At 45.8% G+C, this 13,086-nt stretch carries 14 protein-coding genes; 5 read left to right on the top strand and 9 right to left on the bottom strand.

The window, feature by feature from the left end:
* Window positions 1-28 precede the first annotated feature (28 nt).
* The 5 genes from Q0460_RS02490 (at window position 29) to Q0460_RS02510 (ending at window position 5,162) form a co-directional block, all read left to right on the top strand.
* Window positions 29-1,477 carry a nicotinate phosphoribosyltransferase gene (locus Q0460_RS02490; RefSeq protein ID WP_299084407.1) on the top strand — a complete coding sequence of 483 codons (1,449 nt, stop codon included), beginning with the start codon at window positions 29-31 and terminating at the stop codon, window positions 1,475-1,477.
* On the top strand, window positions 1,470-1,841 hold the full coding sequence (locus tag Q0460_RS02495) for a hypothetical protein (protein ID WP_299084410.1): 372 nt from the start codon (window positions 1,470-1,472) through the stop codon (window positions 1,839-1,841). Before Q0460_RS02490 ends, Q0460_RS02495 begins: the two co-directional genes overlap by 8 nt.
* A 77-nt stretch (window positions 1,842-1,918) precedes the next feature.
* Window positions 1,919-2,611 carry an MqnA/MqnD/SBP family protein gene (locus tag Q0460_RS02500; protein WP_299084412.1) on the top strand — a complete coding sequence of 231 codons (693 nt, stop codon included), beginning with the start codon at window positions 1,919-1,921 and terminating at the stop codon, window positions 2,609-2,611.
* Window positions 2,608-3,966, top strand: coding sequence for an NADP-specific glutamate dehydrogenase (gene gdhA, locus Q0460_RS02505; protein WP_299084416.1), 1,359 nt, complete (start codon window positions 2,608-2,610; stop codon window positions 3,964-3,966). The genes Q0460_RS02500 and gdhA overlap by 4 nt, the downstream gene beginning before the upstream one ends.
* Window positions 3,967-4,430: 464 nt before the next feature.
* Window positions 4,431-5,162: a DUF4197 domain-containing protein gene (locus Q0460_RS02510; RefSeq protein WP_299084457.1), complete on the top strand. Its 732-nt coding sequence runs from the start codon at window positions 4,431-4,433 to the stop codon at window positions 5,160-5,162.
* 625 nt (window positions 5,163-5,787) lie between these two features.
* Here Q0460_RS02510 and imm45 read toward each other — a convergent pair.
* The 9 genes from imm45 to Q0460_RS02555 all read right to left on the bottom strand — a co-directional run bounded on the left by imm45 (window position 5,788) and on the right by Q0460_RS02555 (window position 13,074).
* Window positions 5,788-6,594, bottom strand: a complete 807-nt coding sequence (gene imm45 / locus Q0460_RS02515) for an Imm45 family immunity protein (RefSeq protein ID WP_299084462.1) — start codon at window positions 6,592-6,594, stop codon at window positions 5,788-5,790.
* 69 nt (window positions 6,595-6,663) lie between these two features.
* The gene (locus tag Q0460_RS02520; protein ID WP_299084465.1) at window positions 6,664-7,296 is read right to left on the bottom strand and encodes a hypothetical protein; all 633 of its coding nucleotides are present in this window, start codon (window positions 7,294-7,296) and stop codon (window positions 6,664-6,666) included.
* On the bottom strand, window positions 7,286-7,897 hold the full coding sequence (locus Q0460_RS02525; protein ID WP_299084468.1) for a hypothetical protein: 612 nt from the start codon (window positions 7,895-7,897) through the stop codon (window positions 7,286-7,288). The genes Q0460_RS02520 and Q0460_RS02525 overlap by 11 nt, the downstream gene beginning before the upstream one ends.
* A 29-nt stretch (window positions 7,898-7,926) precedes the next feature.
* Complete coding sequence (locus Q0460_RS02530) at window positions 7,927-8,202, bottom strand: Imm53 family immunity protein (protein ID WP_299084474.1); 276 nt, start codon at window positions 8,200-8,202, stop codon at window positions 7,927-7,929.
* Window positions 8,203-8,292: 90 nt separating this feature from the next.
* Window positions 8,293-8,646, bottom strand: a complete 354-nt coding sequence (locus Q0460_RS02535; protein ID WP_298956988.1) for a hypothetical protein — start codon at window positions 8,644-8,646, stop codon at window positions 8,293-8,295.
* A gap of 117 nt (window positions 8,647-8,763) precedes the next feature.
* On the bottom strand, window positions 8,764-10,116 hold the full coding sequence (locus Q0460_RS02540) for a coproporphyrinogen III oxidase family protein (RefSeq protein WP_299084477.1): 1,353 nt from the start codon (window positions 10,114-10,116) through the stop codon (window positions 8,764-8,766).
* 69 nt (window positions 10,117-10,185) lie between these two features.
* On the bottom strand, window positions 10,186-10,533 hold the full coding sequence (locus Q0460_RS02545) for an AzlD domain-containing protein (RefSeq protein ID WP_299084480.1): 348 nt from the start codon (window positions 10,531-10,533) through the stop codon (window positions 10,186-10,188).
* A complete protein-coding gene (locus Q0460_RS02550) occupies window positions 10,533-11,291 on the bottom strand; it encodes an AzlC family ABC transporter permease (protein WP_299084483.1) in 759 nt (252 codons plus the stop codon). Before Q0460_RS02550 ends, Q0460_RS02545 begins: the two co-directional genes overlap by 1 nt.
* A 220-nt stretch (window positions 11,292-11,511) precedes the next feature.
* A complete protein-coding gene (locus tag Q0460_RS02555) occupies window positions 11,512-13,074 on the bottom strand; it encodes an inorganic phosphate transporter (protein ID WP_005869776.1) in 1,563 nt (520 codons plus the stop codon).
* Window positions 13,075-13,086 lie beyond the last annotated feature (12 nt).

The following is a 13,086-nucleotide window of genomic DNA, read 5'->3' on the forward strand; positions in this document are numbered from 1 at the left end:
AGGCGAGATTAAATTTTAAGAGGCATAAATGAAAGATTTGGCTTTACTTACCGATTTTTATCAGCTTAGCATGATGCAGGGCTATTTTTTTACGAAGTCCGATCAGACGGCGGTTTTTGACGTTTTTTATCGCAAAAACCCAAGCGGCGGCGGTTATGCGATATTTTGTGGCCTAAGCGAGGTCGTGGATTATATCGAAAACTTAAAATTTAGCGAGGACGACATCGCGTATCTAAAAAGTTTAAATTTCTTTAAGCCGGAATTCTTGGAATTTCTAAGAGGCTTTAAATTTAGTGGCGAAATTTACGCCATGGACGAGGGGCAGATCGTATTTCCGCACGAGCCGCTAATTCGCGTCAAGGCAAATATCATGGAAGCGCAGCTCATCGAGACCGCGATCCTAAATACTATAAATTTTCAAACTCTAATCGCTACAAAAAGCTCGCGCATCAATTTTAGCGCTAAGGGTGATTCGGTGATGGAATTTGGCTTGCGCCGCGCGCAGGGGCAAAGTGCCGGCATCTACGGTGCAAAGGCTGCGATTATAGGCGGCTGCAGCGCCACGTCAAACGTACTCGCCGCAAAGAAATTTGACGTCCCTGCGATCGGCACCCACTCGCACTCGTGGATTCAGAGCTTTGATAGCGAGCTGGAGGCATTTCGTGCCTACGCTAAAATTTATCCAAACAGCACGCTTTTGCTCGTCGATACCTACGATACTCTCGCAAGCGGCGTGCCGAATGCGATCAAGGTTTTTAAAGAGCTTCGCGCCAGCGGTCATGAGCCGCTTGGAATCCGCATAGATTCGGGCGATCTGGAGTATTTGACCAAGCAGGCGCGTAAGATGCTCGATGCGGCGGGCTTTGAGAACGCAAAGATCACCGCATCTAACGATCTGGACGAATACGCGATCGATCAGCTTAAGCTCTTCGACGCCAAAATCGACAACTGGGGGATCGGCACGAGGCTCATCACCGGCGGAGATAGTTCGAGTCTCGGCGGTGTGTATAAGCTAAGCGGTATCGAAAAAGATGGCGAGATCATAGCTAAGATCAAAATTTCAAACGATCCGCGCAAAATCAATAATCCCGGCTACAAGCAGGTCTTTAGACTCTACGACAAAGATAACGGCATGGCGCTTGCCGATCTGATCGCGCTTGATGAAGAGAGCATAGACGAGAGCGCGCCGCTTGAAATTTTCCATCCGCTTTACACCTACAAGCGTAAAATTTTAACGAATTTCAGCGCGCATAAGCTCTTACGTCCCGTTTTCAAGGAGGGCAAATTCGTAGGCGTGCGCCGCACGGTAAGCGAGATCGCGCGTTTTAGCAAGGAGCAAAAGAGCAAATTTTGGCTCGAGCACCTTCGCAACGTCCATCCGCAAAGCTACAAAGTGGATCTCTCTCAAAAGCTTTGGGATATCCGAAAATCACTCATCAACGAGTGTAACCTAAATTTAAAGGAGAAATATGTTTAAAGTTCTATCGTGCGCCGCTTTGGCGTTAGTTTTGCTAGGATGCGGCTCAAACCAGCTCCGCCAATCCCCGGATAGCGCTATGAATAAGCAAGCACAGAGCGAAAAAACAATAACTCAAGAGAACGCAAAGACCTTCTATTTCGTCGATGACAAGGGTAAAAAGCTTTCGCTTAGCTCAAACGACGATTTCAATACCGCCGTGTTAAAGGACGATAGCGGCAAGAGCTACGATCTTAAGCGCGACCGCGCCGCCGACGGCATTTATATGGATAACAAAGACGGAGTGAGCATTCACTTCAAAAAAGGTGAGGGTATAGTGGAGTTTAGCAAATACAAATCCATCCCGATCACCGAGGTCAAATAAATCCTGAAATTTTTGGTTAAATTCCGATTTAGCGCCGGAATTTAACCTCTTTTCCTGCGCTAAATTCGGAGAAAGTTATGTTATTAGGCAAAATCGATTATCTAAATTTGCTCCCATTTCACGTATTTTTAAAATCACTTCCGCTACCGTCTTATGTTAAAAAATCGATAGAATTTAAAAAAGGGGTGCCGAGCAAACTCTGCGCCGATCTTTATAATTGCAGGATAGACGCCGCGGTAATCTCCAGCATCGAAAGCCGCCGCGCAAAATATCGCAAACTGCCTTTGGGAATCGTCGCAAAGCGCGAAGTACTAAGCGTACTCGTGCGCAAAAACTCGTCGCCTAGGCTTGATCCCGCGTCGATGAGCTCAAATATGCTAGCTCGCGTGCTGGATCTTAGCGGCGAAGTGCTAATCGGCGATAATGCTCTAAAGGCACTGCTTTCGCAGGGCAAGAATAAATTTTACGATCTGGGCGAAATTTGGCAGCAGCGCACGGGCTTGCCCTTTGTTTTTGGGCGGCTGTGCTGCGTGAAAAACGATAAGGCTTACGCGCGCCTAGCGACGAAATTTTTACGTTCGCGTATTAAAATTCCAAGATATATCCTGCAAAGCTACGCCCTTTCGCGCGGCATAAAAGAGCGCGAAATTTTAAATTATCTGAAATTTATTGGTTATAAGATCGGCGTCCGCGAGGAGCTGGCGCTGAAAAAATTTATCGCCAAAGCCAAAAAATTAAAATTTAATCCGGTTCAAAAGGAGGAACTATGAAATCTTACATCGACGGCTTGCTGCTAAATTTAAAGCGTGCCAATCCCGGTCAGGAGGTCTTTATCCAGGCATCGACCGAAATTTTATACTCGCTCATACCGCTTCTAAAGCGCGATGAGAGGTATGTGAAAAATAAAATTTTAGAGCGCATTTTGGCGCCCGAGCGCACGATGATGTTTCGCGTCGTCTATATGAGCGACGGCGGCGAGCCTTGCGTGCATACGGGATATCGCATAGAGTTCAACTCCGCTCTGGGCCCTTACAAAGGCGGCCTGCGCTTTCATCCGAGCGTAAATTTGGGCGTTTTAAAATTTTTAGGGTTTGAGCAAATTTTTAAAAATTCCCTCACAGGTCTTAATATCGGCGGCGCAAAAGGCGGCGCAAATTTCGATCCCAAGGGCAAGAGCGACGGCGAGATTATGAGATTTTGCCAAGCTTTTATGTTAGAACTTCACCGCCTAATCAGCTCCAATACCGACGTGCCCGCAGGCGACATCGGTGTGGGCGGTCGCGAGATCGGTTATATGTACGGCGCATATAAAAAGCTCACCCGCAGATTCGACGGCGCGCTTACGGGCAAGGGGCTAAGCTGGGGCGGCAGCCTCGCGCGCACTGAGGCTACAGGCTACGGCTCGGTCTATTTTGCAAACGAGATGCTCGCTACCAGAGGCGATTCGCTGCACGGCAAAATTTGCACGATCTCGGGCGCCGGCAATGTCGCGATCTACACAGCCGAAAAGCTCTATCAAATGCAGGCTAAGCCCGTCACCGTAAGTGATTCTACGGGCTTTATCTATGATGCCGAGGGAATTGACGTGGCGCTTCTTAAAAAGCTAAAAGAGCAGCTGCGCGTAGGGCTTTGCGAATATATTAAAGAGCGTCCTAACGCAAAATTTATCCCCGTAAGCGCCTATCCCGCGGGTCGCAACGGCGTGTGGAGCGTGCCGTGCGACGCCGCGTTTCCGAGCGCTACGCAAAACGAGCTTAATCTGCAAGACGTAAAGACTCTCTATGCCAACGGATGTCGCATGGTTTGCGAGGGCGCGAATATGCCAAGTACGCTTGAAGCGATAGATTTTATGCTCGCGCAAAAAGACTTTCTTTTCGGCCCTGCGAAAGCGGCGAATGCTGGCGGCGTGGCTACAAGCGGGCTTGAGATGGCGCAAAACGCGCAGATGGCGTCGTGGAGCTTCGAGGAGGTCGACGGCAAGCTGCGCGAGATCATGTGTCACATATTTCGCACCAGCTACGAGACCTCGAAGGAATTCGGCGCGGAGGGCAATCTCGTGCTAGGCTCGAATATCGCGGGCTTTCGCCGCGTAGCCGATGCGATGCTGGATCAAGGTCTGGTTTAAGCTCAACTCGCTTTATTTTGTAAAAAGCGGTAGCTCGCTTTTAAATTTAGCTCTTTAAATTTGCGGCGAGCTTTTTGGCTGCTTTGATAAAATTCCAATCGTTTGCGCGGAGGATAGGATATGCGAGCTTCTCGACATAATTCGCTCTGCGCGGCTTGCGCTGGCATCGTTCGCTGCGTAAATTTAAATAGCGCCAAGCAGTGCGGTTTTAAAATTTTAGCTCGTCGTAGCGATGCTTTTAAATTTTAGTCGCAAGCACGACAAAGACCGACGCATCCTAATTTCATCTTTAAATTGGCAGGTAAATTCCGCCCGTTAAATTTAGCTTTGAAATTTTGTGTTTAAAATTTAACCTAAAATTTTATTTTAAATCGTCCACGCAGTGCGTAAATTTAAGCCGAGCACGGGCTGAGCGTTTACCGCAGTTTGGCATAATGGCGCAAATTTTATCCAAAGGTTGCAATATGAAAAAATTTATGGTTTTACTCGCCGCTGCGTCGCTGTCGCTTGCGCATGCGGACGTGACGGATATTCTAAAGCAGGGCGCGGACGTGCTCGGTGCGACTCGGAGCGGAAACTACAAAGAGCTGCTCGCTTCCGCTACGAACCGCGCCGTAGCCGAGCTCGCCAAGGGCTACATCCACAGCAAGACCGCTAAAATCGAGCTTCCTCCTTCGCTTAAGGCGGCTGCGAAGCTTGCGAGAAAGGTGGGCGGCGATAAATGGGAACGTGAGCTCGTCGTGAGTATGAACGATGCCGCTACCAAGGCGGTTAGCGGTGCGAGCAAGATATTTTTGCAAGATATGAAATCGATGAGCGATGCCGACGTTAAAAAGCTCATCGGCGGCGGCGACACGGCGCTTAGCGAGTATCTGCAGAGCAAATCGGGCGCGAAGCTGCGGGCGGTTTTTAGGCCGATCGTAAGCGATATGATGAGCAAAAACAGCTTCGCAACGGCGTATAACGGGCTAAATTCCTTCGCGCAAAGCAAGATTGCGGGCAATGAAGCGGTGCAAAACATCGCGCGCGGGCTGGGTGCGAGCGAGTATCTGCCTAAGCAGGGCGAGGATTTGAACGATTACATCACGAAAAAGACGCTGGATGGGCTATTTGCGGTGATGAGGGAAAAAGAAAGCGCGCTTCGCGGTAGCGCCGTCGGCAAAGGTGCTGGGATTTTAGGCAAGGTGCTTCAATAAAGCTCGCGGCGAGGCTTTGGCGTAAATTTCGCCGTATAGCTAGCTGCTTCCTGTTGCTTCGCGCTGCCGCCCGCGTAGTCTAAAGCTGCGCGCAAAGTGCCCGCTCGCGCGAAGCGGCTGCTTGCGGCAAATCATCGGGCGCGCGGCGAAATTTAGAAGTTCGTTTGTCGCGCGCTTACGGTAGGTTTGCTTTAGACGATAATCTTAGCGCGGAGTTTAATCCGCGAAATTTGAAACTGTAAAATTTAGAAATTTAGCAAGACGCAAAGGATTTGAAATTTTAAAATTTCACGCGGAGTTTTAGAAATTCGTGCGGCAATTGAATGCGCGTATATCTAGCGTCTGAAATTTTACAAAGCGACGGAGTATCGGAAAGTATGGCGGTAGCCGATAAAAGAGCAAGGGTAAAGAAAGAAAGCCGTCTTGTAAATTTCGCTTCTTTCATATCTCTCTTTATGTTCCACAAAACCCGGTTTACTCATTAGTCCTATTATTTTCCGATTCCATTTTTCTTAATTCCTTAAGCGTTCTATTATGGACATTAGCTTTCTTGTAAGCTCACCTTCAGCAGCAATATATCTTACTAAATTTATACCTTTCATATCTGTTACTATCAATAGTTTGCTCAAAAGCCTTTCCTTTTATTTTTAAATTTTAATCTCTTTCGCTTAATTTTTATAAAATTTTCCAGTTGCTTATCGGTAAAATTTAAAATTTCTTTTCGATTTTGCAAATTTACGTAGGTGTGCCTTATATCGCAGCACTTATAAAAAATATATTTCCAATTTTTAATTAGCCAGTCCGTATCAATGGCGCTTTTATCTGTTTTAAATAAAAACGGCAAAACCCATAAACCCGCCTTGTAGCCGCTAATTACGATCAATTTTATAAAATTTGCTCCATCATCGTCTTTTGCTTTTACTACGATAAAGCTTACATTTTTCTCGTATGGATAGCAGGATTTTCCACATTCGATAATATCTCCAACCTCGATCTTTCCGCGAAATTTCAAGAGAGGAATACTAAGCTTTTCTATCAAATTTGTCTTTATGCGTCTATTGCGTCCGAATTTATCCCTAGGTTTTATCAGTCTGAAACCAGGGATTGTTTCGTCGCAATCTTCTTTGTAATCTTTGAGTTCATCGCTACTAAGGTAATTATCGGAGCATATAAATACCTCCTGGGGGCTCGCATTGATACCGAAATTTGCTAAATTACGAATCAATTGCTCCTTGTCCACGACAAACCCCGCTTTGCTTGATAGCATCTCATCCGAAAGCTCAAAATATCTGGTATCTTTTAAATTTAAAAGGCAAGGATTTTCTGTCCAGAAACAGCGCTCATCGCAGACCATAAGCTCATCGTCGTTAAATTTTATAATATCGCCTCTTTGTAAATCATTGTCGAAGGTTGATATTGGTAAGATAGTCATTCAAAGTCCTTTTTTGCTTGCTAGATTAAACATGTTCATAATAAATTTTCGTTATTTGTAATCGCTAAATTATGCCTCTATAACCACATCTTTATACTTTTCATAAAGCCTCGGCTTTAAAATTTTATCACGATACTCTTTGCCCGCCTTAGTCATACACATCCAGTGGCTAAATCTACTCCAGGTATCAGGATTTTTCCAAGTTATCTCTGATTTGGGAGTTATGTTCTCCTCCTCTAAAAATTTATATCCAAAAAAGAAGTTATCTCTAAAATAGATCCACTTCTCATAAAGCGACATACCTAGATCGATCTTGGATAAATTCGTATCAAAGTCAGCCCATTCCTGTCTTAAATTTTCGCCCTCTACGCCGAAGTCTATCATACCCCCTAAAAACAGCTGACCCATTACTCCGAAATACTCTCCCGCATATGTCGGATAGGCTGAAATTTCAGGGTTATCTTCGTCCGCTAGCATATAGTCGCTTCGGATAATCCCATATAGTTCAAACCATTCGTACCAATCAAAGATTTCATATTCAAGGTAATCCAAAATATCTTTTTTTCTGGTACCGGGAATTTGAGCTAATATGCGAATAAACGAATCCATCCAGCAATCAAATCCTAAAGCCTTATAAAGTTCTTCATCTTTGTTAAAAACCCAGCCGTATAGTTCATTCGGTTTCAAAATTTTAAATTTCATAGTATCTCCTTTTTAAATTTAATCGGTTGCCGATAGAATTTACCTCATCGATCCGTTTGGTTGATCTCATAAACTCGTTAATATAAAAATTATTTGATTCCGAGAGCTTGGGCATACTTTTTATTATTTCATCTAAATCGACGCTCTTTATTTCGGCGCAATTTTTTATATCGCCGCAGATACCGATAAAAATAAGATCGCCTCTGTTTTTGCCTATAAATTTACCCTTTGCGTAATAACCGCCTTCGAATCTTTCATAGGACATACAATATAATATTTGCTTTAAAATTTCACTTTGATCCAGCTTGAAATAGGTGCAGAATTCCACGCCCTCTATATCTTGCGATATGTTGGTGGCGCCTAAGGAGCTTTTTTCATATTTTTTAAGATCTATTTTTCGGATATTGTTTTCATCTCCTTCGCCGATTGCTCCAAGCACGCGGAAATCCCTATCTATCTCGCCGTAAATATCAAAAAACAGATAGCTGCCCTTAAAGCTTTTATAGGCGAATTCCTTTACGGCATCCTTAACAATTTCGATATTTGCAAGCGTAACTTCGGTCTTTTTGCAAGATTCGTTTTTTATCTCGACTTCGATCATCTAAGCTCCTTTATTTGTCTTGCTAAATTTTAATCCGTTAGCCATTTTACCACATGCTCCAATAATTCCTCTAAATTTTCGGCTCCGCAACTTCCTTTGAGTTCGTTTTCCGTGGCATTGATGAAAAACCAATCCTCGTCATCTCTATCGATATTTATTTTGATCGGCTTTTTCCCGCTCTCGCCATCGATTTTAATCAACCAGCCGGGATTATCGACCGTCTCCAGCGTAAGTCCGTATTGATGCTCCCATTCTCCGTCGCATTTGGAAGCATACCAGTTTTGTATGAGTTTTAGATTATTCATTGCTACTCCTTTAATTTTATAAATTTTAAAATTCTCGATTTGTTAGGCTTTGATATTGCAATTGAAGCAGGGCTTCTTTGCTATTTAAATTTAATCGCTTATTAAAAATTTCTTTTCCAAGCCATCTTTATTTACGGTGATTATCTTCGAGTTCGGAATATTTAAAAATTTTATAGCTTTTTCGTCCAGCTCTGACAATGGCTCCTCAAGATTAAATTTAGTTTTATAGTAATATAGCGAAAGATCTCTTTTGTTGCCCTGCTCCATAAGTTGCATTATGCACCTATCGTTTGAATCACCGGTTATATGGCGGTTTATCATCATAAACGCCTCGCAGCTTTTATGAAACGGAAAGCGACCGAAGTTAAAAAGATTGCCGACGAGCTCAAATACAAGGACAAAAAACAGAAATAAAATGAATAGCTTGATCATTCTGCGTTTCATTGCGGCATTTCCTAAATTTTGAAATCAAAGATTCGTTTGTGTTTTAAATACATAAACGGTATTTGCGCTCAAGTCACGGGCGCACCCAAGCGCTAGTAGCAGCGGTCGGGCGCAAAATTACGACGCTATCTCGCTTTTTGCCGCGCTGGTTGCGGCGGATTCGCTTTCGTCCATGATGATGAGCTGTTTTGCGCGCTTAATCTTGGCATCGTCGCGAAACGCCGCGCGCACCTTGTCCATGCCGGTGTAAAATTCTTTCATCAAAACAAGGCACAAATACGCGCCGAATTCCGTCGTGCGGATAATCTCGCCCTCGATCCGCACGGCTCCTGCAAGCCTTAGCAGGCTAAGCTCTCTGCCCAGTTCGCGGCGCAGGTTTAGATCGTTTGCGGAGTTAAATTTAGCGATATCGATCTCGCCGTTGAAAAGCTCGGTCAAAAAGAGGTATTTCGCGCGCTCGGATCTGCTAAAATCGCAAGTGGCGATGACGGTACTTTCGTTTTTGCGCACTCTGCTTGCGTAGTCTTCGAGATTAAACGCATTTACGAGCAGTCTGCCGCCTAAGAAACTAAACGCGCCGCTTCCGATGCCTACGTATTCGTGATTCGTGCCTACATACTCGTCGCTCATATTTGATTTTTCGCGAGCGAAGGCCCATGCGTTGCTGCGGTGCCAGCTTGCAAATTCCTTGCAGATGATGGAGTAAAACTCCTCCTCGTGATCTACATTGCTAACGCCGAGGCTCCGTGCTATTTGATCGCGCATCAAAGGCGATTTCATCAGCGGATACAGCGTGATCTGTTCGGGCTTCACCGCTTTTGCCGCTTCAATGTCGCGAAGTAAAATTTCGCGCGTTTGAAACGGAAAGTTAAAGATCAGATCCAGGCTTAAAATCGGCAAAATTCCGACCGCTCGGGATAGCTTTTCTTGCAAAATTTCGCCCGAGCCGAATTTGTCATAGCGTGAAGCTTTGCGTAAAATATCATCATCAAAGCTCTGCACCCCCACGCTTAGGCGGTCTATTAGCCCGCGAAATCGCAGCAAACTCTCAGGCTCGATGTGGTTGGGATCGCTTTCGCACGAGACCTCTTTGATGCTAAAAAGCGACTTGGCAAGCTCTAGCGTGCGTGCTAGCTCATCCTCGTCGATGAGCGTCGTGCCGCCGCCTACATAAAGCGTCTCAAAGTCGTAGCCTGCGTCCTTCGTGCGCTGCATCTCGGTGCGCAGCGCGCTGAAATACGCCTTGCACGCGCCGCGCTCGTAGGCGTATTTATGAAAGGAGCAGTACGGGCAAAACGTGTGGCAAAAGGGCACGTGCATGTAGAGCATATATTTTTTATCGGGGTTTGGAATTTTAGCGATATTTTCCTGCGTGATGTCGATTCTAAGGGAGTTGTATAGGGATTTTTGCATAGTTTCGGCGGCGTATTTTTTAGCGAAATTATGCACCACTTGACTTATAAAATTCATAAAACTTTAACCTTTTTTAAACTTAAAAATTAACTCTTAAAGTTTATCGAAAACTAACTTATAAATTTATCAATAATTCAATAAAAAGCGTAGCGCCGCCATATAACTTAGCGTAGGAAGCGCTATCGTAACGAGGGAATTGCGAAATTTAGCATGCACGACAAACGCCATAATCAGGCAAAGTAGCAGCGCCGCCGTTTGCAGCACGTCCGCGCTAAAAGTCCGCTCGCCCGAAAAGCTAGGCAGCATCGTCTTAAGCGCATAGATCGTCAAAACGACCATTATCAAAAGTCCGGAGTTTTTCTGCAGATACGCCAGATTTGGACTCGCAGTCTTTTTCTTAAAAAGAAGCAGCGGCAAAAATCGCGTCAAAATCGTAGCGATCGAGGCTAGAAAGATATAGGGCAAAATTTCCACTATCTGCTCCTTTTTAGGAACTTTCGCAGCCTGCGTCCCGCGTGCGAAGGTCGCTCGAAGTATTTGCGAAAGAGCAGCAATACCGCTGTGCCGAAAATCAGAGTGCCGAATAAAAAGTATTTTGTAGGAAAGATAAAAAGCCCCGCAAATGCGCAGGCAAATCCTAGCAATAGCACTTTGTATTGCGGGTTTGCTTTAAAAACCTTATAGGTTAGCATCGCAAAAAGCGCCGTCAGACTAAACTCGATCCCGCTAAAATCAAGTTTTAAGCTTGCTCCCAAAACAGCCCCCGCAACGACGCCCGCAACCCAGTAGGAATGATTTAAGACCGCGGTTAGATTATAAAGCAGATCAAGCTCTTTTAGCCTTTGCGGCGTTACGGGCTGTTCGCCGCTAAGCTCCTCGGGGCGCAAAAACGCACGCGCTTTTAGCAGCGCAAAGGTTTCATCCGTAAGGGCATATACGGCGTAAATTTTATGGCGCACGAAGCGCAGCTCGTCCAACAGCGACATCGTATAGAAAAAATGGCGGAAATTTAGCAAAAACGCCACGACGAAGGTATCTACGAGCGAGGCGTGGGTTACGATGAAGGCGATCAACACAAACTCCACGCTGCCTGCGTAGATCAGCAGCGAGGTTAGCGCCAGCGCCCATACGGGCAGGTCTTGGCTGATACCGTAGATACCAAACGCTAGCCCTAGCGGCACGTAGCCCATCATCACGGCGAGGGTGGATCTAAAAATTTCAAATTTACTCATATTTTTCCTAAATTTAAAAGCGCGATTGTAGCTAAAATTTTATTAAATTTTACAGGGCATACGGGCGAATCTGTGCCGTCGCTAGCGAGTTTTGCGCTGTCATTCGCCGCAAGAGGAGTTGCAAAATTTACTCGCTTAGACGCCGTGAAATTTTAAAATTTAGCTTGCGTAGAAATTCGCGAAATTTTAAAATTCCGGGGAGCAGATTTTTAAATTTAGCCTAAAATACGTGGCGCAAAAGTACGAATGCAAACGCCGAAAGCAGCGCCGAGACGGGCAGGGTGATGATCCACGCTAGCCCGATCGGCTTCATCAGCGACCAGTTCGTGCTGTGATTTACCAAGCCGATTCCCAAAATCGCGCCTATTAGCACGTGCGTCGAGGAGATCGGAAGCCCCAGCACCGACGCCGCCATTACGACGACGGCGCTTGCGAGCTCGGCACTAAAGCCAGAGGCTGGGTGGATTTTCGTAAGATTGGTGCCTACGGTGGCGATTACCTCTTTGCCGATGAACCAAAGCCCCGCTATGAGGGCTACTGCGAACATTATCATAATCTGCTGCGGCACGGGAGTGGAAGGATTGATACTATTCGTAGCCATCGTATCGATGATGGCGGCAAACGGACCCACGGCGTTTGCGATGTCGTTGCTGCCGTGCGAAAAGGCAAAGCCGCTAGCGGTGAGCACCTGCAGCCAGCTAAACATCAAAAACGCGGATTTGTTTAAATTTGAGCGGCGCAGGGTTTTAGCGAAAATAAACATCAAAAGCCAGGTAATCAGCGTCGACATACCGATGATGAGGTAGTTGTAAAAATTCGTAAGCCCGAAATTTAGATTATGCAGCCCCTTAAATATCAGCATCGCCGAGATCACGAAGGCGCCGATACCCGCTACGGCAGGAATCCCGTACTCTAGGGCCTTGTGGGATTTGAGCTTCTCTTTTTTCGCGTCAAGCTCGATCACCTTTTTATAATACTCGCTATCCAGCTCGCTTGGGTCGAAATCTGGATCGCGCATCGCGTAAATATCGTGATTTAGCGCCTCTGCATAGGCGATCTTTTGAATGTCGTCCAGGGTCTCGAAGGTCTTTTTATGCAGCTTGCGGAGGGATTTTTTTTCGCGCTTTATGCGGTCGATCTTTATTTGAGCGTAGCGGTTGTAATCCAAAATATAATGTTTGATGAGCCAGAAAATTCCAAAGGAGATCACTCCGCCCAAAATCGGCGAGAGCACCCAAGAGATCGCTATTTTGCCGATCTTATCCCACTGCACGAGCCACAATGCGGAAGTCTCTGCGGTATTAAGCAGGGCGCCTAGCGTAAGCCCCGAGCCCACGATACCGCCGATGATCGCATGAGTAGTGGATACGGGCAGCCCCTTTCTGCTGGCAAAAAGCAGCCATGCGCCCGCCGCAAAAAGCGCACTCATCATTACGTAGATAAAGTCTCTTGGATGCACGTCCATTTTGCTAAGATCAATTATACCGCTTCTGATCGTCGAGGTTACTTCGCCGCCTGCGATTACCGCGCCGCTTGCTTCAAATACCGCCGCGATGCAAAGGGCTTGCGCGATGCTAAGAGTGCCGCTTCCGACGCTGGTGCCGAAGGAATTTGCCACGTCGTTTCCGCCGATATTAAAGGCCATAAAGATGCCCAAAAATACCGAAACCAAAAATAGCATTTTATCGCCGCTTCCTATAAAACCGAATCCCCAGATAAGAAAATAGATTGTTACGCCGCAGAATATGCCGTAGAAAATGAGACTTATCTTGCTAGATTTCATAGCTCTCCCTTA

This window comes from uncultured Campylobacter sp. (assembly GCF_937980635.1).
Taxonomy (GTDB): domain Bacteria; phylum Campylobacterota; class Campylobacteria; order Campylobacterales; family Campylobacteraceae; genus Campylobacter_B.

Bases quoted from the DNA above. Each gene is read 5' to 3' on its own strand.
- Q0460_RS02550 (WP_299084483.1), bottom strand. From the start codon at position 11,291: ATGAGTAAATTTGAAATTTTTAGATCCACCCTCGCCGTGATGATGGGC.
- Q0460_RS02500 (WP_299084412.1), top strand. From the start codon at position 1,919: ATGTTATTAGGCAAAATCGATTATCTAAATTTGCTCCCATTTCACGTA.
- gdhA (WP_299084416.1), top strand. From the start codon at position 2,608: ATGAAATCTTACATCGACGGCTTGCTGCTAAATTTAAAGCGTGCCAAT.
- Q0460_RS02555 (WP_005869776.1), bottom strand. From the start codon at position 13,074: ATGAAATCTAGCAAGATAAGTCTCATTTTCTACGGCATATTCTGCGGC.
- imm45 (WP_299084462.1), bottom strand. From the start codon at position 6,594: ATGACTATCTTACCAATATCAACCTTCGACAATGATTTACAAAGAGGC.
- Q0460_RS02530 (WP_299084474.1), bottom strand. From the start codon at position 8,202: ATGAATAATCTAAAACTCATACAAAACTGGTATGCTTCCAAATGCGAC.
- Q0460_RS02535 (WP_298956988.1), bottom strand. From the start codon at position 8,646: ATGAAACGCAGAATGATCAAGCTATTCATTTTATTTCTGTTTTTTGTC.
- Q0460_RS02525 (WP_299084468.1), bottom strand. From the start codon at position 7,897: ATGATCGAAGTCGAGATAAAAAACGAATCTTGCAAAAAGACCGAAGTT.
- Q0460_RS02510 (WP_299084457.1), top strand. From the start codon at position 4,431: ATGAAAAAATTTATGGTTTTACTCGCCGCTGCGTCGCTGTCGCTTGCG.
- Q0460_RS02495 (WP_299084410.1), top strand. From the start codon at position 1,470: ATGTTTAAAGTTCTATCGTGCGCCGCTTTGGCGTTAGTTTTGCTAGGA.
- Q0460_RS02490 (WP_299084407.1), top strand. From the start codon at position 29: ATGAAAGATTTGGCTTTACTTACCGATTTTTATCAGCTTAGCATGATG.
- Q0460_RS02540 (WP_299084477.1), bottom strand. From the start codon at position 10,116: ATGAATTTTATAAGTCAAGTGGTGCATAATTTCGCTAAAAAATACGCC.
- Q0460_RS02520 (WP_299084465.1), bottom strand. From the start codon at position 7,296: ATGAAATTTAAAATTTTGAAACCGAATGAACTATACGGCTGGGTTTTT.